At 69.7% G+C, this 21612-nt stretch carries 24 protein-coding genes and 2 pseudogenes; 13 read left to right on the forward strand and 13 right to left on the reverse strand.

Annotated features, from left to right (window positions below; translation table 11 throughout):
• Positions 1-34: 34 nt before the first annotated feature.
• The gene (locus NGB36_RS25960; RefSeq protein WP_255922940.1) at positions 35-1741 is read right to left on the reverse strand and encodes a hypothetical protein; all 1707 of its coding nucleotides are present in this window, start codon (positions 1739-1741) and stop codon (positions 35-37) included.
• 449 nt (positions 1742-2190) lie between these two features.
• Here NGB36_RS25960 and NGB36_RS25965 point away from each other — a divergent pair, with 449 nt between their 5' ends.
• Positions 2191-5328 carry a Tn3 family transposase gene (locus tag NGB36_RS25965; protein WP_255922941.1) on the forward strand — a complete coding sequence of 1046 codons (3138 nt, stop codon included), beginning with the start codon at positions 2191-2193 and terminating at the stop codon, positions 5326-5328.
• Between the two features lie 64 nt (positions 5329-5392).
• Here the strand turns inward: NGB36_RS25965 and NGB36_RS25970 are convergent, their stop codons facing one another.
• Entirely contained in the window at positions 5393-5902 is a 510-nt protein-coding gene (locus tag NGB36_RS25970; protein WP_255922943.1) for an ArsI/CadI family heavy metal resistance metalloenzyme, read from the reverse strand.
• An 87-nt stretch (positions 5903-5989) separates the two neighbouring features.
• On the opposite strand from NGB36_RS25970, the gene NGB36_RS25975 reads away from it, so the two are divergent.
• The 4 genes from NGB36_RS25975 to NGB36_RS25990 are packed head-to-tail and all read left to right on the forward strand — an operon-like array spanning position 5990 to position 8089.
• The gene (locus tag NGB36_RS25975) at positions 5990-6382 is read left to right on the forward strand and encodes an ArsR/SmtB family transcription factor (protein WP_255922944.1); all 393 of its coding nucleotides are present in this window, start codon (positions 5990-5992) and stop codon (positions 6380-6382) included.
• Positions 6292-7128: an aquaporin gene (locus NGB36_RS25980; RefSeq protein ID WP_505016751.1), complete on the forward strand. Its 837-nt coding sequence runs from the start codon at positions 6292-6294 to the stop codon at positions 7126-7128. The genes NGB36_RS25975 and NGB36_RS25980 overlap by 91 nt, the downstream gene beginning before the upstream one ends.
• A gap of 35 nt (positions 7129-7163) precedes the next feature.
• Positions 7164-7583: an arsenate reductase ArsC gene (locus NGB36_RS25985; RefSeq protein ID WP_255922946.1), complete on the forward strand. Its 420-nt coding sequence runs from the start codon at positions 7164-7166 to the stop codon at positions 7581-7583.
• A gap of 26 nt (positions 7584-7609) precedes the next feature.
• Positions 7610-8089 (forward strand): GNAT family N-acetyltransferase, encoded by a 480-nt coding sequence (locus NGB36_RS25990; RefSeq protein ID WP_255922974.1) that lies wholly within the window; start codon positions 7610-7612, stop codon positions 8087-8089.
• Between the two features lie 35 nt (positions 8090-8124).
• On the opposite strand, the gene NGB36_RS25995 is transcribed toward NGB36_RS25990, so the two are convergent.
• From NGB36_RS25995 to NGB36_RS34085, 4 genes are read right to left on the reverse strand one after another with little or no spacing between them, the layout of a single operon-like run.
• A complete protein-coding gene (locus tag NGB36_RS25995; protein ID WP_255922947.1) occupies positions 8125-8286 on the reverse strand; it encodes a hypothetical protein in 162 nt (53 codons plus the stop codon).
• Positions 8283-8600, reverse strand: a complete 318-nt coding sequence (locus NGB36_RS26000; RefSeq protein ID WP_255922948.1) for a hypothetical protein — start codon at positions 8598-8600, stop codon at positions 8283-8285. Before NGB36_RS26000 ends, NGB36_RS25995 begins: the two co-directional genes overlap by 4 nt.
• Entirely contained in the window at positions 8597-8902 is a 306-nt protein-coding gene (locus tag NGB36_RS26005; protein WP_255922949.1) for a recombinase family protein, read from the reverse strand. Before NGB36_RS26005 ends, NGB36_RS26000 begins: the two co-directional genes overlap by 4 nt.
• Positions 8839-9237: a recombinase family protein gene (locus NGB36_RS34085; RefSeq protein WP_443741614.1), complete on the reverse strand. Its 399-nt coding sequence runs from the start codon at positions 9235-9237 to the stop codon at positions 8839-8841. Before NGB36_RS34085 ends, NGB36_RS26005 begins: the two co-directional genes overlap by 64 nt.
• 313 nt (positions 9238-9550) lie before the next feature.
• Here NGB36_RS34085 and NGB36_RS26015 point away from each other — a divergent pair, with 313 nt between their 5' ends.
• A complete protein-coding gene (locus tag NGB36_RS26015) occupies positions 9551-10828 on the forward strand; it encodes an APC family permease (protein ID WP_255922950.1) in 1278 nt (425 codons plus the stop codon).
• A gap of 121 nt (positions 10829-10949) precedes the next feature.
• The gene (locus tag NGB36_RS26020) at positions 10950-11885 is read left to right on the forward strand and encodes an LppY/LpqO family protein (protein ID WP_255922951.1); all 936 of its coding nucleotides are present in this window, start codon (positions 10950-10952) and stop codon (positions 11883-11885) included.
• 14 nt (positions 11886-11899) lie between these two features.
• On the opposite strand, the gene NGB36_RS26025 is transcribed toward NGB36_RS26020, so the two are convergent.
• Both NGB36_RS26025 and NGB36_RS26030 read right to left on the reverse strand, forming a co-directional pair.
• Positions 11900-12208, reverse strand: a complete 309-nt coding sequence (locus NGB36_RS26025; protein WP_255922952.1) for an Rv3488 family transcriptional regulator — start codon at positions 12206-12208, stop codon at positions 11900-11902.
• Between the two features lie 283 nt (positions 12209-12491).
• The gene (locus tag NGB36_RS26030; protein ID WP_255922953.1) at positions 12492-13028 is read right to left on the reverse strand and encodes a hypothetical protein; all 537 of its coding nucleotides are present in this window, start codon (positions 13026-13028) and stop codon (positions 12492-12494) included.
• A 179-nt stretch (positions 13029-13207) separates the two neighbouring features.
• Between NGB36_RS26030 and NGB36_RS26035 the strand changes: the two are divergent.
• From NGB36_RS26035 to NGB36_RS26045, 3 genes and pseudogenes are all read left to right on the forward strand, one after another.
• A pseudogene (locus tag NGB36_RS26035) lies at positions 13208-14026 on the forward strand (recombinase family protein); the annotation flags it as partial.
• Between the two features lie 256 nt (positions 14027-14282).
• Positions 14283-14939 carry a carbonic anhydrase gene (locus NGB36_RS26040; RefSeq protein ID WP_255922954.1) on the forward strand — a complete coding sequence of 219 codons (657 nt, stop codon included), beginning with the start codon at positions 14283-14285 and terminating at the stop codon, positions 14937-14939.
• Positions 14940-15167: 228 nt separating this feature from the next.
• A complete protein-coding gene (locus NGB36_RS26045; RefSeq protein WP_255922955.1) occupies positions 15168-15560 on the forward strand; it encodes a hypothetical protein in 393 nt (130 codons plus the stop codon).
• A 101-nt stretch (positions 15561-15661) separates the two neighbouring features.
• Here NGB36_RS26045 and NGB36_RS26050 read toward each other — a convergent pair whose 3' ends face one another.
• Together NGB36_RS26050 and lipB are read right to left on the reverse strand one after the other, a co-directional pair.
• A complete protein-coding gene (locus NGB36_RS26050; protein WP_255922956.1) occupies positions 15662-16639 on the reverse strand; it encodes an L-threonylcarbamoyladenylate synthase in 978 nt (325 codons plus the stop codon).
• A gap of 184 nt (positions 16640-16823) precedes the next feature.
• Positions 16824-17605, reverse strand: a pseudogene (gene lipB, locus NGB36_RS26055) (lipoyl(octanoyl) transferase LipB).
• Positions 17606-17812: 207 nt separating this feature from the next.
• Between lipB and NGB36_RS26060 the strand changes: the two are divergent.
• The 3 genes from NGB36_RS26060 (at position 17813) to NGB36_RS26070 (ending at position 19056) form a co-directional block, all read left to right on the forward strand.
• Positions 17813-18151, forward strand: a complete 339-nt coding sequence (locus NGB36_RS26060) for a site-specific integrase (RefSeq protein ID WP_255922957.1) — start codon at positions 17813-17815, stop codon at positions 18149-18151.
• Between the two features lie 295 nt (positions 18152-18446).
• The gene (locus tag NGB36_RS26065) at positions 18447-18806 is read left to right on the forward strand and encodes a hypothetical protein (protein WP_255922958.1); all 360 of its coding nucleotides are present in this window, start codon (positions 18447-18449) and stop codon (positions 18804-18806) included.
• Positions 18799-19056 carry a hypothetical protein gene (locus tag NGB36_RS26070; RefSeq protein ID WP_255922959.1) on the forward strand — a complete coding sequence of 86 codons (258 nt, stop codon included), beginning with the start codon at positions 18799-18801 and terminating at the stop codon, positions 19054-19056. The genes NGB36_RS26065 and NGB36_RS26070 overlap by 8 nt, the downstream gene beginning before the upstream one ends.
• Here the strand turns inward: NGB36_RS26070 and NGB36_RS26075 are convergent.
• The 3 genes from NGB36_RS26075 to NGB36_RS26085 form a co-directional block, all read right to left on the reverse strand.
• A complete protein-coding gene (locus NGB36_RS26075; protein WP_255922960.1) occupies positions 19043-19261 on the reverse strand; it encodes a hypothetical protein in 219 nt (72 codons plus the stop codon). The two genes, NGB36_RS26070 and NGB36_RS26075, sit on opposite strands and share 14 nt — an antisense overlap.
• A 328-nt stretch (positions 19262-19589) precedes the next feature.
• Positions 19590-21059, reverse strand: coding sequence for an LCP family protein (locus NGB36_RS26080; protein ID WP_255922961.1), 1470 nt, complete (start codon positions 21057-21059; stop codon positions 19590-19592).
• Between the two features lie 106 nt (positions 21060-21165).
• Positions 21166-21519, reverse strand: coding sequence for a DUF6542 domain-containing protein (locus NGB36_RS26085; RefSeq protein WP_255922962.1), 354 nt, complete (start codon positions 21517-21519; stop codon positions 21166-21168).
• Positions 21520-21612: the final 93 nt, after the last annotated feature.

A 21612-nucleotide genomic window follows, 5' to 3' on the forward strand; every position in this document is an offset into this window, starting at 1 on the left:
CCGGCCTCGCTCTTGAGCCTGACGGGCGCGGTCATCAGCGGCAGTTGCGGGGCGGCCGGTTGAGTGCGGGCTCGGTGGAGACGCTGCCGCCGTTCGTGACGATTTGGCCTGGGCCGGGTCCGCCGGGCCGGCCCCACCAGTCGTGCTGGGCGAAGACGTCGAAGTCGGTCACCTCGACGGCGACCTGGCTGCCGGCGTGGTCGAGGCAGTTGCGGCCGTGGCTGCCCAGGGTGCCGCCTCCGAGGTCGAGGGCCGGGTTGGCTGTCACGCCGGGCTGCTGGTCGAAGGACGTGTTCACGTTCTGCCCGTGGCTCAGATCGGTGTCCTGTACCTTGCCGGGCAGCCGGGTGAGGCCGGTGAGGTTGTTCACCCGCAGGTTGTACAGCTTGTTGTCGCGGAGGGTGCTGCCGTCGACCGTGAAGGCGAGTTCGCCGGCCGGGCCGCTGCCGTTGACGACGTTGCTGAATTCGGTCAGGCCGTTGTGGGCGCAGTCGGTGAGCCTGCTGTGAGTGATGTCGGTTCGGGTGGTGGTTCCGGATGCCCCGTTGAGGGCGAGGAGGCAGTCTCCGTTGTTGTAGGGCAGGTCGCCGGTGCTGCCGGCACCGGTGGTGTGGGACACGGTGACGTGGTCGAGGGTGAGGCTCATGGTGGAGTTCACGCCGAGGTTGTTCTCCTCCAGCATGTCGCCGGGGACGTCGTGGAAACGGCTGTCGGTGACGGTCATGCTTGCCTCGTTGTTCCGGCCGAGGACGGAGTACTCGATGCCGTTCGCACTGTCATTGCCGATGCCGTGTGCGAAGTCGTTGTGGTCGACGGCCACCGACATCCGGGAGGTTTCGCCGACGAAGGCGTAGATCCCTTCCGAGTCGGAGCCGGTGGTGCCGATGTAGGTCTGGGTGTTGCGGTCGAGGTCGGCCGTGAGGCGGGACTTGTTCAGTGTCCCGATACCGATGGCGCCGACCGTCGTCTGGTCGCCGCCGTTGCTCACCCGCGTGAGGGTGTTGTCCGCAACGACCGCGTGAATGTCCGCGATGCCGGCCGTGTGGAGGTCGATGCCGTCCCCGCACGCTGCGTCATGCACGAAGTTGCCGTTGATCGAGACCGTGCCCGAGGCAGCAAGGAGGTCGTCGACCACGATGCCGGCCACCCCGAGCACGTGCGGGTTCGACAGCGTGCCGACACCAGGAGTGTTGGTCGGCGCGACCAAGGGCGGGGACTGGGGCTGGTCGGTGCACGACGTGTTCGGGCCGACGATGTCATTGCCGTGGACATCGACACCGGTCACCTCCAGCCCGAAGACGGCACTGCGGTAGGTGCCGGTGATGACGAGGTTCGAGACCTGTGCACCGTCGGCGAGGACGACGCCCTCGCCCAAGTGCAGCAGTGCATGGGTGTTGGTGATCCGCGGCGCGGCAGGCCCCTTTCCGTTCCCCTTCTTGGTGACCGAGGGACCGGCGCCGATCAGCTTCTGCCGGGGCTTGAGCGCGATGCCTCCGTCCAGCGGCGGGACGCTCAGCGGCGCGGGCAGGACGACGATCGTGTCGCCAGGGCTGGACGCGAGTTCGACGGCGGCCAGACCGTCAAAGGGCGCCTGGCGCGATCCGTCGCCACCAGGGGACGCTGTGGCACTGACGTACCAGATGGTGGGCCCAGCCGCAGCGGCGGGCAGGCCACCAAGAACTAGAACACTGCCGAGCACGCCCAGAGCGACGTAAACGCGAGCCTTGACGAATCGGGGCATGGTCAGCACTCCCACTGTGTCCATAGTGACGAACGGTCAGCCCTTGCCTGCGGACCCGCTCCGTGACACCGGTTACCCAGTACGATCACATCACCGCCACCTCCCTCACGGCAGCCACACTCTCCCACCATCCCTTGGCAATCCCCCGAACAGCCCCCTTCCAGCCACAGCACAACGCCTGCCGTTGACTGACCCCGGACCGTCGGCGCTCTCTGCGGGGCATGGCCGGATATGCCGTAAAGGATGCCGTTGACCTACAACCAGTAGCCGGGGTTGTAACTGCGGATCGGACTGTCGCGGTAAATACCGGATTTACGACCTCGGGGATCAATGGAGCAGCCGTTAGCGCTAAGGGCCCGATCGTGCGGCCTACCACGGTGATCGTCTGTGGGGCCGGGTTTCGGCGGAAGATCGTATGAGCTGGTCGGCTGGGGGTTACCGTCCGCCGCGTGCCGGTGGAGTTTCTGACTGATGAGCAGGCCGAGGCGTACGGACGGTTCGTTGAGGAGCCGACGCGCCCGGAGATGGAGCGGTTCTTCTACCTCGATGATGTGGACCGGAGACTGATCGGGAAGCGGCGGGGTGATCACAACCGGCTGGGCTTCGCGTTGCAGATGTGCACCGTCCGGTACCTGGGGCTGTTCCTGGAGGACCCGCTGGACGTGCCGTGGCCGGTGGTCGCGTACGTCGCCGAGCACCTGGGTGTCGAGGACGCCTCGTGCGTGAAGCGGTACACCGAGCGGCAGATGACGGCGTACGAGCATGCCTGGGAGATCCGGGACGCCTACGGCTACCGGCAGTTCGAGGACGCGGAGTGGGGCCGGAGGTTCCGGACGTTCCTGCACGGGCGGGCGTGGACGCACGCCGAGGGGCCGGTGGCGCTGTTCAACCAGGCGGTGGGCTGGCTGCGCCACCGGGTGCTGCTGCCGGGCGTCTCGGTGCTGGCCCGGCAGGTCGCCGAGGTGCGGAAGGTCGCGGAGAACCGGCTTTACGCCACCGTGGCCAATGCGACCCGGCGGGCGGACGGCGCGCTGCCCAGGGACCTGGTGGCGCTGCTCGAAGTGCCGGAGGGCAGGCGGGTGTCGGAGTTGGAGCGGCTTCGCCGGCCGCCGACGCGCACGACGGGCACGAGCATGGCGAAGGCCCTTGAGCGGGTGGACGAGATCTCCGCCTTCCGGCTGGGCCGGGTGAAGGTGGACAAGGTGCCGCCGAACCGGCTGGCGACGCTGGCCCGGGTCGGGCTGGGGTCGAAGGCGCCGATCCTGGAGCGCACGCCAGAGCCGAAGCGCACCGCGCTGCTGACCTCGGTGGTGCGGCACCTGGAGGCGTCTGCGATCGACGACGCGCTGGACGTGTTCGCGCTGCTGATGCAGGTGAAGCTGTTGAACGTGGCGAAGCGGGCCACGGACAAGGACTGGCTGGCCGCCCGGCCCCGGCTGGCGAAGGCGTCTCGGACGGTGCGGGCGGCGTGGCGGCTGTGGAGCGGGCAGCTGGACCTGGTCTGCGAGGCCGGCGCCGACCTGGACGCGGCGGCGATGTTCCTGGCGCTGGAGGCCGAGGTGGGCCCGCGGGAGGAGGCCGCGGCCCGGCTGCTGGACGAGCTGCTGCCGCCGGGCGATGACGAGACCGAGGCGGAGATGCGCCGCCAGCTGGCCGGCCGCTACAACACCGTGCGTCCGTTCCTGTCCCTGCTCGGCGAGTCGAGCGCGCTGGGGGCGGCCTCCGGCGGCAAGCGGGTGCTGGAGGCGGTCAAGCGGCTGCCCGCGCTGTCGCGGCGCAAGGTGAAGCTCAAGCCGCTGCTGCCGCGCGAGATCGACCAGAAGCTGGTGCCGCCGGCCTGGAAGAAGGCGGTGTTCTCCAACCCCGATCTGCCGCAGGGGGCGGTGGACCGCGACGCCTACGTGGTGTGCGTGCTGGAACAGCTCTACCGGGCGCTGGGGCGGCGCGACGTGTTCGCCTCCCCGTCGAACCGCTGGTCCGACCCCAGGGCCCGGCTGCTGGACGGGCCGCAGTGGGAGGCGGTGCAGGCGGACGTGCTGCACGGGCTGAGCCTTCAGGCGCCGGTGACCGAGCACCTGGCCGAGCGGGTGCGGGCGTTGGACGCGGCCTGGCAGCTGATGGCCGAGCGTCTGGAGGAGGCCGGGCAGGACGCGAAGTTGAGCTTCGAGGTGCAGTTGAACGGCCGGTTGAAGCTGAACGTGGACCGGCTCGGCGCGCTCGGCGAGTCGAAGTCGCTGCGCTGGCTGCGCAGGACCACAGCGGCGATGCTCCCGAGGATCGACCTGCCGGACCTGCTGTTCGAGGTGGACGGGTGGACCGGGTTCCTGGACGCCTTCGTGCACCTGGGCGACGGCCGCACCCGGATGGAGAACCTGAAGACCTCGCTGGTGGCGCTGTTGGTCTCCGAGGCGTGCAACATCGGCTACACCCCGGTCGTCGACGCGAACGACGAGGCCCTCAGCCGGGCCCGGCTGGCGCACGTGGACCAGTACTACCTGAGGGCCGACACGATCGCCGCCGCGAACGCGGCCCTCATCACAGCCCAGGGGCGGGTGCCGATCGTCGCGCACTGGGGCGAGGGCCTGCTCGCGCCGGTGGACGGGCTGCGGTTCGTGGTTCCGAAGCGCACGATCAGCGCAGCTCCCTCGCCGAAGTACTACCACTTCAAGCGCGGGATCACTTGGCTGAATGCCGTGAATGACCAGGTCGCGGGCATCGGGCAGATGGTGGTGCCGGGCACCCCGCGCGACTCGCTGCACATCCTGGACACCCTGCTGAACCTGGACGCCGGCGCGCGGCCGGAGATGGTCGCCACCGACAACGCCTCGTACTCCGACATGGTGTTCGGGCTGTTCTCGATGCTGGGCTACAACTTCTCGCCGCGCTTCCGCGACTTGGCCGACCAGCGGTTCTGGCGGGCCGAGCTGCCCGGGGTGGCCACTGGCGGGTACGGGCCGTTGGAGCCGCTGGCCCGCAACCGGGTCAACCTGGGCAAGGTGGTCACGCACTGGCCGGACATGCTGCGGGTGGCTGGCTCCCTGGTGACCGGTCAGGTTCGCGCCTACGACCTGCTGCGGATGTTCGGCCGCGAGGGCCGCCCCACGCCGCTGGGGCAGGCGTTCGCCGAGTACGGGCGGATCGGCAAGACCCTGCACCTGCTGCGGGTGGTCGATCCGGTGGACGACACCTACCGGCGGCAGATGAACCGGCAGCTCACCGTGCAGGAGTCGCGGCACAAGCTCGCCCGGGACATCTGCCACGGCAAGCGCGGGCAGATCATGCAGGCCTACCGGACGGGCCAGGAGGACCAGCTCGGCGCGCTCGGCCTGGTGCTGAACGCGGCGGTGCTGTGGACCACCCGCTACCTGGACGCGGCCGTGGCCACGCTGCGGGCCCTGCCTGACGAGCAGCGCGAGCACGACGTCCTGGACGAGGAGGTGGCCCGGCTGTCCCCGCTGAAGCACGCCAACCTGAACGTCCTGGGCCGCTACACCTTCCGCGGCTCCACCCCGGCCGGCGGCCTGCTTCGTCCCCTGCGCGACCCGGCCGAGGCCGACGAGGAGGACGGCGAGGACGCCGAGGGCTGACTGCCGGTCAGCACCACGCCCGGCGTCGCCCCCGTGCACGCCCGCTTCCCGGCCGTCCTGTGCGTCAGCTGCCGCACGCGCAGCCGGCGGCGGCCTTCGCCTGGGCAGGGCTCTGGGCCGGGTCGATGGCTTGCTCGTCCGGCGTGCAGCAGGCGGTGGTGCCGCAGCAAGCCTCCGGCGCGCTGTCGGCGCTCTTGCCGAGGGTGTCGTCGTCGGCCTTGACGACGTAGACCTCCCACGGCTCCTTGCCGGGGCCGGTCACCCACACCTTGTCCTGGAGCGCGTAGCAGCAGGAGGTGTCGTTCTCCTCGAAGGTGGCCAGGCCCGCGTCCTTGAGCCGGGTGGTCGCCGCGGCCACCTGCTTGGTGGACTCGACCTCGACGCCGAGGTGGTCCAGGCGGGTGTCCTCGCCGGCCTGGCCCTCGATGAGGACGAGCTTGAGCGGGGGCTCGGTGATGGCGAAGTTCGCGTAGCCGGGGCGGCGCTTGGCCGGTTCGGCGTTGAGGAGCTTGGAGTAGAAGGCGATGGAGCCTTCGAGGTCGGCGACGCGCAGGGCGAGCTGAACACGGGACATGGCGGTCTCCCCGATCCGAGTCTTGTTTCGACAGCTGTCGATACAGCGAGCTTGCCTCTCCTGATAGATGACTGTCAACATAGACGTATGTCGAATCTGGAACTGCCGGTGCTCGGGCAGGATGACGCGGCGGCGTGCTGCTCGCCGATGGTCCGCGAGCCGCTGGGCGAGGAAGCCGCCGTCGAACTGGCGAAGATGTTCAAGGCCCTGTCGGACCCGGTGCGGCTGCGGCTGCTGTCGCTGATCGCCTCGCACGAGGGCGGCGAGGCCTGCGTCTGCGACCTGACCGGCCCGTTCGACGTCTCCCAGCCGACCATCTCCCACCACCTGAAGGTGCTGCGCGAGGCCGGCCTGGTCGGCTCCGAGCGCCGCGGCACCTGGGTCTACTACTGGGTGCTGCCCGCCGCGCTGGCCAAGCTGTCCTCCCTGCTCCAGGCCCCGGCCGCCATCGCCACTGTCCCGGCGGGGGGTGCGAGATGACCGAGATAGCTCCGCTCGGGCGCCGGGCCGCGGTCGAGTTCGTCGGCACCGGTGCCCTGGTCGCGGTCGTGGTCGGCTCCGGCATCCAGGCCACCAAGCTGTCCCAGGACGTGGGCGTGCAGCTGCTGGCCAACTCGCTGGCCACCGTGTTCGGTCTCGGCGTGCTGATCGCCCTGCTCGGCCCCGTCTCCGGGGCGCACTTCAACCCCGTGGTCACCTTGGCCGCCTGGTGGACCGGCCGCCGCGGCGGTGAGGGCCCGACCCTGCGCGAGGTCGCCGTCTACCTGCCCGCGCAGATCGCAGGGGCGATCGGCGGGGCGGTGCTGGCGGATGCGATGTTCGCGGAGCCGCTGGTGCGCTGGTCCACCCACGATCGCTGGGCCCCGCATTTGTGGCTGGGCGAGGTCGTGGCGACCGCCGGGCTCATCCTGCTGATCTTCGGTCTGGCCCGCGCCGGCCGGGCGCACTTCGCCCCCGTCGCGGTCGCCTCCTACATCGGCGCCGCGTACTGGTTCACCTCCAGCACGTCCTTCGCCAACCCCGCCGTGACGATCGGCCGTGCCTTCACGGACACCTTCGCGGGCATCGCGCCGGCCTCGGTGCTGCCGTTCGTCGCCGCCCAGCTCGTCGGCCTGGTGGTCGGCGTCGCCCTGGTCGCCGTGCTGTTCGGCCGCCCCGCCGCGGCCGTGGCCGAGGACGTCGTGGTCCCGCACGGCGAGCACCACCCGGCCGCCGTCGGCCGCTGAACCCCGCCCCGCCGTTCCCACCCAAGGATGAACCCGTGAGCTCTCCCGTCGTCCCGTCCGTGCTGTTCGTCTGCGTCCACAACGCCGGCCGCTCCCAGATGGCCGCAGCCTTCCTCACCCGCCTCGGCGCAGGCCGGGTCGAGGTCCGCTCCGCCGGCTCCGCCCCGGCCAACACGGTGAACCCGGCCGTGGTCGAGGCGCTGGCGGAGGTCGGCATCGACATCTCCGCCGAGGTGCCGAAGGTGCTGACCGTCGAGGCGGTGCAGGCCTCCGACGTGGTGATCACCATGGGCTGCGGCGACGCCTGCCCGTACTTCCCCGGCAGGCGGTACCTGGACTGGAAGCTGGAGGACCCGGCCGGCCAGGGCGTCGAGGCCGTGCGCCCGATCCGCGACGAGATCGAGCAGCGCATCCGCGGCCTGCTCGCCGAACTCGGCATCGAGGCCGCCGCGTGAGCCCGACCGGGGTGACCGCCACCGGGATGCTGCCCGAACACGCCGACCAGGTGCTGGCGATCTACCAGGCCGGGATCGACGGCGGCGACGCCACCTTCGAGGAAGCCGCGCCGACCTGGGAGGTCTTCGACGCCTCCCGTCTCGCCGAGCACCGCCTGATCGCCCTCGACGGCGCCGGCCGGGTGCTTGGCTGGGCCGCCGTAGCGCCGGTCTCGGACCGGTGCGCGTACGCCGGCGTGGTCGAGCACTCCGTCTACGTCCGCCCGGACGCCCGGGGCCAGAAGGTGGGCCTGGCGCTGCTGGAAGCACTGCTGGCTTCCACCGACGCCGCCGGGATCTGGACCGTGCAGTCCGGCATCTTCCCGGAGAACACCGCCAGCCTCGCTCTGCACGCCAAGGCAGGCTTCCGCGTGGTCGGCACCCGCGAGCTCGGCAGGCACGGCGGGCACGGCGGGCGCTGGCGCGACGTCGTCCTCATCGAGCGACGCAGCCCCGTCGTCTCCTGACCCCGCGGCCCGCCGCGACTGGCCAGCCCCAGCGGTCAGCACCACGGTCCGGCCGAGCCCGCGTCGTCCGGCGCGGGCTCGGCGGGATCATCCCGGCCGTCCCCGTCCGGCCAGGTGCCGAACGGGCCGGGCATCCCGGGCTCTTCGGAGCCGAGCTGCGGGGCACCGCCCTTCAACCGGTGCAGGCCCGGGATCACGAGCGCACCACCTCGGCGGCCAGGACGGCGCGCTGGGCGACCAGCCGCTCCCGCAGGCCGATCTCCTCGGCGCCAAAGGGCTCGTCCGGCCGGTGGAGCCGCACCGGCGTGGGCCGCAGGGGCAGGTCGGTCTCGGCCTCGGCCGCCGCGGCCGCTTCCTCCGCCTCGACGAGCGCCCGGTACACCGAGGCCACCGACGGGTGCTTCCCGGCGTTCTTCCCCTCCTTGATGACCAGCTTCTGGGCGATCTCCGGGACCGGGACGCCCTTGGCCCTGAGCGCGAGAGCGAAGGTCAGCGAATCGTCGTCGATCACCTTCGACCGGCCGCCCTGGTTGCCCTTGGTGGCGGCGACCTGCTGGCCCTCCAGCGTCTTCTCCCGGGTGTAGTTGCGGTCGAGCTGGGCGCGTCCAGGACGGCGAAGAACATCGCGCCCATCCCGGTGGGGTCGTAGATGCCGGTGAGCGGGCCGGTCAGCAGCTCCAGGGAGATGTCCGCCCGCTCCAGGTCGGACGACAGCTGCATCAGCTCGGCCGCGTTGCGGGCCAGCCGCTTCATCTCGTGCACGGTGAGGATGACCACCTGGTCGGGGGCGGACTCCTTGATGGCGTTGGCCACGCGAGCGCCGCCTCCATCTCGGGGCGCCGGTGCACGCGGGTGGAGATCTTCTCCTGGAACACCTTCGTGCAGCCGGCCTTCTCCAGCGCGACGAGCTGGCTGGCGATCTCCTGCTCCGTCATCGAACAGCGCGCGTACCCGATCCGGATCGGCGCCGCCGCGGCCTCGGCCGGCCGAGGCCGCGGCGGCGGACGCTCGACCCACGGCCGGCCCGGCCCCCGGTCAGCGGGCACCAGAACCTCCAGCTCCTCGCGGAGCTTGGGCACGAGGGTGAAGCGGGCAGTGCGGTACTTCGCCGCGGTCTTGCCGCCGAGGGTCCGGCAAGGACTCTCCACCGGAGCCTCGCATTTAGGACAATCGTTGCGCTCTACCGCATCTGCTGCCTGATCGGGTGTCAGATCATGGCGGAAGTGTCGCAGAAGCGCCTCTCAGAACGCCGGAGTTCTGAGAGATGTTCTGCGAACGGAGACCCGGACAAACCGGACGTGCTCCGGGTGTCTCGCAGAACTCTCACAACTGACCATTTCTGCGAACACGAAGCGTGGCAACCCCTGGCCCGGGGCGGGGTCGGCGGGTAGACATGGCGCACCGTATCGTTTTCCGATATCGGCTTTCGTAAGAGGTAGCCATGCCGCCGAGGAGTGGGCCATGAGTAAGACGACTGCCAGCGGGGTGCCCGATGAGTTGCGGCGGCGGCTGGGGGTGGCCGATGCGGTGGTGATCGGTCTGGGGTCGATGATCGGGGCGGGAATTTTTGCCGCGCTCGCCCCGGCTGCCCGCGCGGCCGGCTCCGGGCTGCTGATCGGGCTGGGCGTGGCTGCCGTGGTCGCGTACTGCAACGCGACCTCCTCGGCCCGGCTCGCCGCCCGGTATCCGGCTTCGGGCGGCACGTATGTCTACGGCCGTGAACGCCTCGGCGGGTTCTGGGGCTGTCTGGCCGGTTGGGGTTTCGTGGTCGGCAAGACCGCCTCGTGCGCGGCGATGGCGCTGACGGTTGGCTCGTACGTGTGGCCGGGTCAGGCCCACGCGGTGGCGGTCGCGGCGGTGGTGGGGCTGGTCGCGGTGAATTACGCCGGGGTGCAGAAGGCGGCGTGGCTGAACCGGGTGATCGTCGCGGTGGTGCTCGCGGTGCTCGCCGCGGTGGTGGTGGGCTGTTTGTCTTCCGGCTCTTCGGATGTGGCGCGGCTGGATGTGGGGGTGGATGCCACAGCGGGTGGGTTGTTGCAGGCGGCGGGGTTGCTGTTCTTCGCGTTTGCCGGATACGCGCGCATCGCCACGTTGGGTGAGGAAGTTCGAGACCCGCGGCGCACCATCCCGCGGGCGATTCCGCTGGCGCTGGGCATCACGCTGGTCGTCTACGCGGCGGTGGCAGTGGCCGTGCTGGGCGTGCTGGGTGCCAAGGGGCTGGGGTCGGCGGCGGCGCCGCTGGCCGACGCGGTGAGGGCTGCCGGGCTGCCGGCCTTGGGGCCGGTGGTGCGGGTGGGGGCGGCGGTCGCCGCGGTCGGGTCGCTGCTGGCGCTGATTCTGGGGGTGTCGCGGACCACGCTGGCGATGGCCCGTGATCGTCACCTGCCGCATGCCTTGGCGGCCGTTCACCCGCGGTTCGGCGTCCCGCACCGGACGGAGCTGGCGGTCGGTGTTGTGGTGGCGGTGCTCGCCGCGAGCGTGGATGTGCGCGGTGCGATCGGCTTTTCCTCCTTCGGGGTGCTGGCGTACTACGCGATCGCCAACGCCTCCGCGTTCACTCTGACGGCGCAAGAGGGCCGCCCGCCGCGCGCCGTCCCGGTGGTGGGCCTGGTCGGCTGCGCGGTGCTCGCCTTCTCCCTCCCGGTCATCTCGGTCATCTCCGGTGCCGCGGTGCTGGGGCTGGGCGCGCTCTGGTACGGCCTGCGGCGAGCCATCGCCCACCGGTCACATCGCCGGTGACCTGCGCACATCGCGGCGGGGAAGGCCCGGTGGGCTGTCGGGTCTCGGCGCGCGCCGCCGCTGGGGACGTGGTGGGCTGTCGGGAGGAATCCGGTCACTGCGTCAGCGCAAGGAGGACCTGATGCCCCGTCCACATCTGTCCCGGCGCCGCTGCGTGATCGCCGCCGTCGCGGGCACTGCGGCCCTGGCCACGACCCTGGTCCTCACCCTCGGCAGCGCCTCGGGGCAGGCCCGCGATATCGACTGGACCACGGTCGGACAGGCCATCGGCCAGCCGCTGACCACCGAGGCGCAGAACGTGCACACTGCCGAGTGGCTGCGCACCGATCTGCACGAGGTCAACGCCGGGACCCCAGAGAACCCGGGCATGGAACTGAACGCCGAGGCGTCCTTCCACCAAACCCGTGCCGGCCAGGCGGTCATGATCGGCGAGGCCACCCTGCGCGCCAGCGAGGTCAACACCTTCGCCGACCGCCTCCAGCAAGGCGGCGTGACCATCACCGCCCTCCACAAGCACATCCAGCACGACACTCCGCGTATCTGGTGGCTGCACTACTGGGCCCTCGGCGACCCCGTCAAGATCGCTCGCGCCCTGCACGCCTCCCTGGCCACGACCAGCACCCCCCTGCACCAGAAACCCGGCATCGAGCGGCCGATCGCGTTGAACACCGGCTCCCTGGACCGGGTCATCGGCTCACGCGGGGAAAACGTCAACGGCGTGTGGCAGTACCACATCCCGGTCTCCCAACCGGTCACCGACACCCGCGCCCACATCACCCTGCCATACCTGATGGAGGCGTCCACGCTGCTGATGTTCCAACCGCTCGGCAGCGGGCGCGCCGCGGTCAACGGCGACTTCACCATGACCGCCGACCAGGTCAACCCCGTCATCCACGCCCTGCGCTCCCACGGCCTGACCATCATCGAGCTGCACAACCACATGCTGTATGAGCAGCCCCGCCTGTTCTACCTGCACTTTTGGAAGACCGGCGACGCCACCGCCCTCGCCCACGACCTGCGCGCCGCCCTCGACCAGGTGCACGCCCCCCGCAGGTGAGCGGGCGAGGAACCTCAACGCTGCGGCTGGTCGCCGAGGACTTCGCGGGCCAGCTCCGCCAGCGCTGCACGGTCCTCGGCCAGGGCCTGGCGCCCCGCCTCGGTGGCGCGGTAAACGCGCCGGACCCGACCGTCGACGACCCGCTGCTCGGAGGCCAGCAGCCCGTCGGCCTCCAGGCGGTGCAGCGTCGGGTACAGGGTGCCGGGGCTGATCTGGTAGCCGTGGCGGGCCAGCTCCTCGGTCATCCACGCGCCGTGGATCTCTTCTTCAGCCGCGTGATGCAGGATGTGCAGCCGTACCGCGCCACGCTGGAACTCCCGCACCGTGCCCACACCTCCACGCCCGCCCGGGCAGTGACGCAACCGATATCGGTTTCCGATCCTATGCCGTGCGGGCGGCCTCGCCGGCCGCACGACGCCGGCCGGGCACCAGCCAAGAGCAGGCGGCGCTGGAGAACAGCGCGGTCGATGCGCTCGTAGGCGGCGACGGAGGAGAACTCGTCGGTGAAGCCGGTGAGGAAGTCGGCGTTCTTCACCACGTCCAACAGGTCCAGGACGGGTCACGAGACCGGACTCCGGCAACCCCGGCCTGGCCCGAGGCTTAGCGCTAACGGCTGTTCGGTTGATCCCCGAGGTCGAGTTCCGCGCGGTGGGGGCGAACTTGCGGCAGGTCGCCAGCTCGCCGCCCCAGCCAGTGAACAGTGTCTTGATCTCCGACCCGGTCGGCGGGATCCGCAGGGCGGCGTCCTTGGATCCCCGCGGGCGGTTCATCTCGTCGATCGGGCACTCGACGACCCGCCCGGGCATCCGATGGATCTCGACCTTGTGCCGCAGTTCCAGGAACAGGAAGTACGTGGTCAGCGCCTGCGCGCGGGCCAGGCGGGTACCACTCGGCGAACCCCGCAGCACCTTCCCGAATGTACCCGTCGGCGTCGGTCGGCTCCATATCCCACAGCGGCCGGCCGAACCATGCCCGCATCTGGTCCAGGTGCCCGACGTCCCCGCGGATGGTGCCGTCCGCCAGCCCTGCCGAAGCCCGCGCGAGGACGAACCCGGCGAGCACGTCGGTCTCGAACTGCTCCAGTTCCTCCGCCGAGACCGGATCGCGGAACTCGCGCAGGTCGCGTACGGCTGCCAGCGTCAACCCGAGCCTCCTCGCCTTCATCCCAATCGCAGATTGGTCGGACGAAGTGAGAACGCTCCAAGAATCCTGAAGTTACGTCACCAGCTCGAAGAACACCCCAAGGAGACAGAACACCCTGGCCACGGGGGCAAGGACTCAGCAGGGCTCAGAGGAACTCACGGGATGTCGCACAGTACGCCCGCTGCTCGACCGCCCAGCAGGAGTTGCAGAGCCAGCTCGATGCGCTCGAACCGCTCTGCAAGCGGATCTTCTCCGAGAAGATCAGCACACGCGTCAAGACGCGGCCGGAGCTGGAAAAGGCGCTGAAGCTGGCGTACGACATCTAGGAGGCCGCCCCCGACCAGGAGGTCATCCTCACCGTCCACGAGCTCAAGCGCCCGGCCCGCAACGCCGCCGAACTGATGACCCTGTCCGGCCAGCTCCAGGCCGCCGGCGTCCAGCTCGAACTCCTCACCGGCCCGCTCAGCGGCATCTACGACCCCAACGGCATGGGCGCGATGTTCTTCGCAGTCCTGGCCGCCGCCGCCCAGATCGAGCGCAACTACATCCGGGAGAAGACCGTGGAGGGCCAGGTCACCGCCGCGGCCAAGGGCAACCACGGCGGACGGGCCAAGGTCATCGACGACGACATGCTCGTCTTCGCCCGCGCGCTGAAGGACCGCGGCGTCCCCGTCCCGGAGATCGCGAAGAAGCTGACGATCAAGACGGGCAAGAACGCAGGGCGCCACCCGTCGGTCGCCTCGCTGTACCGGGCGCTCGTCGAAGCGGAGACGACCGAGGCACCGGCCGGGCCGGAGATCATCGCCCCGCGCCGGCCGACCTGCGTGGACCTCACCGGGCCTGGCAGCGGAACCGACCCCGAACTGATGGAACGGCTCACCCGGCAGGTTCTCGACGGCAAGAGTGACGAGGTGACCGATGCGCTCGCTGAGCAGACCGAGGACGAGGCGAAGGACGTCGTGGCCCAGCTGCTGGCGCAGGCCCGAAACGGCGAGTGATCCTGCGATCCGCCCTCGTTCGGCCGACAGCGTGGGCAGCGCCTGGCTCGTTGGGGGGTGTGGACGACGAGCGGAGGGTTCTGGCCCAGTGGCCGTACGGGGCGGGGCAGCTGCGCCGCGCGCTGAGATTCCGCATCGAGGCTGCCCTCGCCGGGCGTCTCGGGGTACTGCCCAAGCCGTCAGAGTGGCCCAACCCGGCGAGCGCCGGCGGGACCAGGCCATGCGACGGCTGGTGCCGGGTTCTAGGCTGCGGGCCATGAGCGAGATCACGACCCCGACGCCCCGCGACGCCTTCGAGCTGCTGCTGGCCGGTAACCAGCGCTTCGTCGCCGGCACTCCCGAACACCCCAACCAGGACGCCACCCGCCGCGCCGAGATCGCACCGTCCCAGCAGCCCTTCGCCGTGCTGTTCGGGTGCTCCGACTCCCGCCTGGCCGCCGAGATCATCTTCGACCGCGGCCTGGGCGACCTGTTCGTGGTGCGCACCGCGGGCCACGTCACGGGCCCGGAGGTGCTGGGCAGCATCGAGTACGGCGTGGACATCCTGGGCTGCCCGCTGGTCGTCGTGCTCGGTCACGACTCGTGCGGCGCGGTCGGCGCAGCGTGCGCCGCCCTGGAGAACGGCATGACACCGGCCGGATACGTCCGTGACGTTGTCGAACGGGTGACCCCCAGCGTGCTGGCGGCGCGGGCCGCCGGACGGGTCGAGCCCGAGGAGATCCTCGCCGAGCACATAAGGCACACCGTCGACCTGCTGCTGGACCGCTCCCGGGTACTCGCCGAGAAGGTCGCCGCCGGCCAGGCCGCCGTGGTGGGCCTGTGCTACCGCCTGGCCGACGGCAGCGCACAGCTCGTCGCGGCCCGCGGTATCGATGCGGCGGTCCCCGCCGCATCTGCTCCCGGCCGTGGCTGATCAGCGGGACGCGCTCGCGGTTGACGGCGGTGTGTCCAGCCTGTCGTGGTGACGGTGGAGGAGGTAAAACGGCGCTCGCGTGTCAGCAGCCCCTGAGGGTGCACCGGCGTCGGGCCAGGGGCCGCAAGAAGGCGAAAGCCGCTGGTTCGAAGCAAAGATGACCACTCAACCTGACATGCCATCGCGTCGCGGACGCGAATCAACGTCACCTTTTGGCAGAATGCACTGGTGCAGCAGCTGCCGCTTCCCTGCCCCGCTCACCTCATCCCGGACGCCACCGGCACCAACGCCTTCCACGACGCCTACCGCCGTGCCATGGCGCACAACGCTGTGTTCGTCGCCATCGAATGCGAAGGTCAGCAGTGGACCGTGAAGGCGGACACCCTCACCGCTGGCTCCGGCCACACGGTCTCCGATGCCGTCAACGATGCCATCCGGGGCGCGATCCTCCGCCTGGTCGACAACCACGAGGTCGATTTCGGCGCCTACACGGGACCGATCTATTTCATGATGCACGGCGTGCGGCACGAAGAACGAGCCCGCGAACTCGCCGCCGCACTCCACGTCGCCCTCTACGGAGACCCGGAACCTCTGGCCCGGGCCGTTCCTCCCGCACCCTGACACTCACGCACCTACCGAGGCCGCCGACATCTCCTGCATCTTCCGGCCGTACGCAGCCGCGGTCGGGAAATAGCTTCTTGAAAGCATGGCGCCGGTGCTGGTCACACCGTGGGCCGGGGCCCTGCGGCGCGGCGGAGCCGGTTGGCGATCGCCAATCCCAGCCCCTCCTCCACCGGCAAGGAGGCGACGATGAGGTCGCACCCCTGCTGGTCGAGTTCGCGCAGGAACCCGTACAGCCCCCGTGCGTAGGCGGACATCGAGGTGGGGACCGCCACCACGGCGTGGGCCTTCACCGGGGCGCCGGCGAAGGAGGCGGGCACAAAGACGCCCACCTGGTGCCCCAGCTCCTGAGCGAGTTCCGCTTCGGCGATGACCTTCTCGGGCTCGACGAGGACGACCCACGCCCGCGGGGCGTAGTGGGACGGATGCTGGCCCGGCACCCGAACGTGGCTCGTCGAGGGCACCGCGAGCGGGAACCCCAGCACCGCTTCGAGTTCCTCGCGCGTCACACCGCCGGGCCGCAGGATGCTCGGGGCATCGCCGGTGACGTCGACAATGGTCGACTCGACGCCGACCTCGCAGGGGCCACCGTCCAGCACGAAGTCGACGGCGTCGCCGAGCTCGGCACGGACGTCGTTCGCCGTGGTGGGACTGACCTGGCCGAAGCGGTTGGCGGACGGGGCCGTGACACCACCACCGGAGGCCGCCAGCAGCGCGAGCGCGACGGGGTGGTCAGGCACGCGCACGGCGACCGTCTCCAGGCCGCCGGTCGCTTCGAGGGGCACGCGGGGACCGCGCCGCAGGACCAGCGTGAGCGGCCCCGGCCAGAAGTGTTCAGCCAGCAGGCGGGCCGTCGCGGGCACGTCCTGGACCCATTCGTCCAGATGCTCCGCACCGCCGATGTGGACGATCAGCGGGTGGGAGGGCGGACGTCCCTTGACTTGGAAGATGCGCGCGACGGCGGCGGTGTCCTCGGCGTTGGCGCCCAGTCCGTAGACGGTCTCGGTCGGGAGGGCCACCAGGCCGCCGGCGCGCAGCACACCGGCCGCCTTCTCGATGTCACTGGTTCTTGCCGTCATCCTTGCAATCCTAGGAGCACAGAGGACCGGCGACGGCCGTGATCGATCTCAGCGCCAACCGCGGTCTCATTGACCCCGGGCGCTCAAGATCAACTACTGGCGGCCTTGGCGCTTATCTCGGCGACACCCCCAATAGTCCCCTCCCGCGCTGGCGAGTCAGTTCCCCGCAGGGGGCATCGGCGGCTCACACCGCGCGCGGCAGCGGCTCGGACGACTCGAGGACCTCTCGCAGGTGCTTCTCGACGACCGGGACCACCTCGCCCACGGTCACCTCGCGGCCCAGCTCGTTGGAGAGCGATGTCACACCCGCGTCGCGGATCCCGCACGGCACGATCCGGTCGAACCACGTGTTGTCCGGATTGCTGTTGAGCGCGAAGCCGTGCATCGTCACGCCCTTGGCGACCCGGATCCCGATCGCGGCGAGCTTGCGGTCCTCGCGCCGCTGGCCTGCGTTGGACGGGGCGTACTCGGGGCCGCTCAGCCGCGGGTCGAACTCCTCGTCCTGCAGCCGGGGTCGAAGTCGAGAGTGAGACCGGGAACCGAGGGCCGCTCCTCGAGCGGGTCGCCCAGCACCCACACGCCACTGCGCCCCTCGACGCGCGTGGCCTGAAGGCCGAGTTCGGCGCAGACGCGGATCAGGGCTTCCTCGAGGCGGCGCACGTGGGCCACGACGTCCACCGGGCGGGGCAGCTTGAGGATCGGGTAGCCGACGAGCTGGCCGGGACCGTGCCAGGTGATCTTCCCACCGCGGTCCACGTCCACCACCGGGGTGCCGTCGAGGGGGCGTTCGCTCTCCTTTGTACGGCGGCCCGCCGTGTAGACGGGCTGGTGCTCCAGCAGCAGACAGGTGTCCGGGATCTCGTCTGCGAAGCGGGCGGAGTGCACCCGGCGCTGTTCCTGCCACGCCTCCTGGTACTCGACCGCGTCCGGCCCGAAACCCAGGTGGACAAAGCGCAAGTCACTCACAGTTCCTCCTTCGTGAGCTTCTCCGCCCGCGAGACAAGAGGCGCGGGCACGGCCAACTGGCGCTGCCAGGCATCCTGGTTTGCCCGGATGCCTCGGGTAAAACTGCTCCGACCGATCGCCCGGATCACCAAACGGTTTAGCCAGGAGTAGGGTGCGCGCATGGGCCGGACAACGTCGAGAAACAGCGCGAAACGAATGTGAGAAGTTGTGAGAGCCAGGCCCCAGGACAGCGGCTACGTCCTGGTCGACGAGCTGGGACGGCCCTACCGAACGGACAAACTCCGCCGCGAGGCGTACAAGCTCATGGACGCCGTCGGCGTCCGCAAGGTCCGGCTCTACGATGCCCGCCACGCCGTGCTGTCATGGATGGCGAACAACGGCGTCCCCGACACCGTCGTCTCCGCCTGGGTCGAGAACGACCAAGGGCCTCGTCTCACCCGAGTGAAACAAGGCCCTGACCTGCGACAACGCAAACAATCGCTGTCGGGACGACAGGATTTGAACCTGCAACCCCTTGACCCCCAGCCGCGCCGCCACTCTCCGTAGCGACCCGTATCGCAACGTAGATTCCCACTCGGGCCCGTACGCGGCCGTAAAGGGCCGCCGCAGGATAGATCGCACGATCCTTCGGTACATCGAGCCAGCTCACATCCTGCCGAAACACCACGCAAGCCCGTGCGTCAGAGGTTCCCCAGAATCGGGCGTCAGACTCCTGCAGGGTTGCCCCCGGGTGCCGCCTCCGGGAGTCTTACAGAGCGATCACGAATGCGGCGGCGGCGCTCCCGGTACCATCGGCTCGAACCGAACCCGGCACTGCTGGGAATGTGATCAAGGAGGCAGCGTGAGCGTGCACCCTGCGGAACGGCCTGACGAACTGTTCCCCCGCCCCCAGCTGTCCTTCCCCTCGTTGCGTGCCGCCCTTGCCCGCCTTGCCCCGTCCCGTGTTCCCGAGATGCTGGCCGACCGAGACACCCTGTTTACCAAGGCGACCGAGACCGGATCGTTCGGACCGATCAAGGGCTTCCAACTCAAATGGGCAACGATCATCGAGATCGAACGCCGCCCCGAGCTGACTCACCGGATGCAGCAGGCACAGCACGCCGTCCACACGCTCGACAAGGATGACCCCGCTTGGCGGGCCGCGATGGCCGAGGTACTGGCTATCCACGATGAGGCCCGAGCGGCGGTCACCGGTGACTGACTGGCGTTGGGACTACGAACCGGACGCCCAACACGTCATCGGCGGCATCAACGACCTCGGGTTCATCGCCCGCGTCGAGGAGCGTGCCGACGAACTGGTACGCATGGCGGTGGTGCTGTACCTGGAGAGCAGAACTTACGAGGGAGTCTCTCCACGGCTTGGTGAGGAAGTAATCGAAGGCGGCATGTTCGTCTACCAGATCGTGCCCCGACACGAACGCGTCTACATTCTCCAAGTCACCGTCCTCTGATGCGTACAACGGCGGCCCCGGTGACCACTTTCTCTGCCCGGTTGCCCAGCCAGTGCAGGACGAGCTCCCACCGTGTGCCCTTGTGGATCGTTTGCCGCTGGGTGGGCTCGGCGTCGATGCCCTGGTCGCGGAAGGCGGCTATGAGGGCCTCCATGTCCAGACCATCGATGTGCCTGAAGTTCTCTTCAATCAGAATGTGTGCCATGGTCTTGTTGACGCGCTCACCGTCGCGAGCGGTTCTGCCTCCTGGCTGCTGACTGATCCAATCCGGTGGGGAATCGTGCGTGAGAAGCCGTTCCGGTAGCGGACCTGGTTGATGACGCCTGCCGCGAGAACGCGCTGCTGCCGTTTATGCCGACGATCCCCTTTCGGGGCCTGCGGAAACGTAGCCGGGCAGGCCCGGCACGCCCGAGAGCCATGGGGCCGACGGCAATTTCGCGTCGATGTCTTGGGGGACCTGACGACCATGCCCGGACGTCTGTCCTGGCCACTGGTGTGCTCAGCGGCCAGGACAGCGTGGCGGCGCGCGGTGATCAGTCGACGCAGGGGATGCCGCCCATCTTCACCGTATTGCCCGCGAAGGTGGGACTGGGGGACGGCTGACTGCCCGACGAACCCGAACCTGATGCGCCCGACGACGAACCAGAACTGGAGCCGTTCGATCCGGGGGCGGGCGCCGTGAAGTCCGTGCCCAAGGTGATTTGGACGTGTCCGGCCGGGACGGAGGAACTGGCCGCGGCCGGGGAGGTGTTCAAACGCCCCGCGATCTGCTGGGCCGCCTGCTGGGCACCGGCACCGTAAGCGACGGTAGTCGTGGACTGCGGCTGGCTCGCGTTGGCTGCCTGCCCCGCCGTATAGCCGGCCGAGGCCAGATCCTTCAACTCGTTCGAGGCGGCACCGGCGATACCGGAACCGTTGTAGACATCCACGGTGGCCGGTGCTGCCTTCTGCCCCGACGACGACTTCTTCCCGCCCGACGGCTGGGATGCGCCCTCGCCGAACGTCGCCTGGACGACCTGTTTGAGGTAGGCAGGGTCGACGGTGTTGACGGACTCGCCGTTCTCGGTCGCGAACCCGGTGATCGGCAGCGTGTTGAACGCGACGTTCCCGCCGGTGAGGTTGGTGGCCTGGGAGGCGAAGTCCAGGACGTTCCACTGGTTGTCGATGACCATGTCCTTCTTCACCACGTTGAACAGGTCCTGCATCTTGCCCAGGTCGCTGAAGATCCCCTCGGTCTTGAGCTTGTGCACCACGGAGGAGAGGAAAGCCTGTTGGCGGTGGGTGCGGTCCAGGTCGCCGTTGGTCAGGCCGTGCCGCTGGCGGACGAAGGCCAGGGCCTGCTTGGCGTTGAGGTTATTCAGACCGGCGGGGAAGTCGGCGCCGGAGTAGTTGTCGTTGACCGGGTGCTTGAGGCATACCTGGATCGGTTGCAGCACTTGTGCGATGTCGTAGAAGCCGAGCAGGTTAACCTCGGCGAAGTGGTCGATCGGCACGCCAAGCAGGTTCTGCACGGTGGCCAGCGTGGCCTCTCGTCCGTACTCGCGGCTCTGGTGCTCCAGATCGGCACCGGTCACACCCTGCGCGGACAGCTTGTCGTGGGCGGCGCTGTAGGCGTAGCCGTACGCCTCCTTGATCTTGTGCATGCCCTGCCGCGTGCCGTCCCCGTTGTACGTCTGCACGTAGTCGTCTCGGGGTATGGAGAACGCGGTCACCTTCCCGCCGTTCGCCGGAATGTGCATCAAGATCAGCGTGTTGGTGTTGTAGTAACCGATGTCACTGGATCCGGCGTGCAGTTCGTCCTGGACGAACTGCTTGGGCAGGTCGTTGCCGTTCTGGTCCTTGCGGGAATCCAGGCCGATCAGCAGCAGATTGACCGCATTGTCCAGATGCCCGGGTCCGTTCTTCAGCACGCCGAGCGCGTTGGACGTGGTCAGTCCGTTGGTCAGCGAGTGGTACGCATACCAAGCGAAGCCGCTGAGCACCAGCACAGACGCCGACACCACACACGTGGCTATCCGGCCGATCCGCCCCAACGGGGAGACCCGTCCACGACCGGCGGTCCTTCCCCGGCCGCGGGAGCGGTCCGCCGCCCGGCGACCCCGGTCATCGTCACGCGCCATGGTTCCTCCCCCCGCGCCCGGACCGGATCGCGCGGACGGCCAGCACCACCGCGACCGTCACCTCGGCCGCCGCCATCGCCGGGAACCCGTCGACCGCCCAGCGCACCGCACTGGTGTACAACCCCTTGCTCCCCTGCACCGACCCGGTCCCCGCCAGCACCCCCACGACGACCGTCACCACGGCCACCACCAGCGGCGGCGCGGCGATCACCCACACCCTGCCCGCCGGCGGACACGCCACAGCCGCCAACGCCGCTCCCAGCACCGACGCGATCGCGAAGACCCACCCCGATCCGGAACCGACAAACTCATCCACCACCGCACCGAGCACAACAAGCGCCATCGCAAGCGCCATCGCCCGCGCCCACGCCCGCTGACTGCCTGCAACACCGCGCGACGCCGCAGACCGGCCCGCCCGCCGGGCCTCCGCCCGGGT

The sequence above is a fragment of the Streptomyces humicola genome, from assembly GCF_024436035.1.
GTDB lineage: Bacteria > Actinomycetota > Actinomycetes > Streptomycetales > Streptomycetaceae > Streptantibioticus_B > Streptantibioticus_B humicola.

Excerpts from the sequence above, each read along its gene's own strand:
- NGB36_RS25960 (WP_255922940.1), bottom strand. The coding sequence starts at position 1,741 with ATGCCCCGATTCGTCAAGGCTCGCGTTTACGTCGCTCTGGGCGTGCTC.
- NGB36_RS25970 (WP_255922943.1), bottom strand. The coding sequence starts at position 5,902 with ATGTCCCGTGTTCAGCTCGCCCTGCGCGTCGCCGACCTCGAAGGCTCC.
- NGB36_RS25975 (WP_255922944.1), top strand. The coding sequence starts at position 5,990 with ATGTCGAATCTGGAACTGCCGGTGCTCGGGCAGGATGACGCGGCGGCG.
- NGB36_RS25990 (WP_255922974.1), top strand. The coding sequence starts at position 7,610 with ATGCTGCCCGAACACGCCGACCAGGTGCTGGCGATCTACCAGGCCGGG.
- NGB36_RS26015 (WP_255922950.1), top strand. The coding sequence starts at position 9,551 with ATGAGTAAGACGACTGCCAGCGGGGTGCCCGATGAGTTGCGGCGGCGG.
- NGB36_RS26020 (WP_255922951.1), top strand. The coding sequence starts at position 10,950 with ATGCCCCGTCCACATCTGTCCCGGCGCCGCTGCGTGATCGCCGCCGTC.
- NGB36_RS26040 (WP_255922954.1), top strand. The coding sequence starts at position 14,283 with ATGAGCGAGATCACGACCCCGACGCCCCGCGACGCCTTCGAGCTGCTG.
- NGB36_RS26050 (WP_255922956.1), bottom strand. The coding sequence starts at position 16,639 with ATGACGGCAAGAACCAGTGACATCGAGAAGGCGGCCGGTGTGCTGCGC.
- NGB36_RS26075 (WP_255922960.1), bottom strand. The coding sequence starts at position 19,261 with ATGGCACACATTCTGATTGAAGAGAACTTCAGGCACATCGATGGTCTG.
- NGB36_RS26085 (WP_255922962.1), bottom strand. The coding sequence starts at position 21,519 with ATGGCGCTTGTTGTGCTCGGTGCGGTGGTGGATGAGTTTGTCGGTTCC.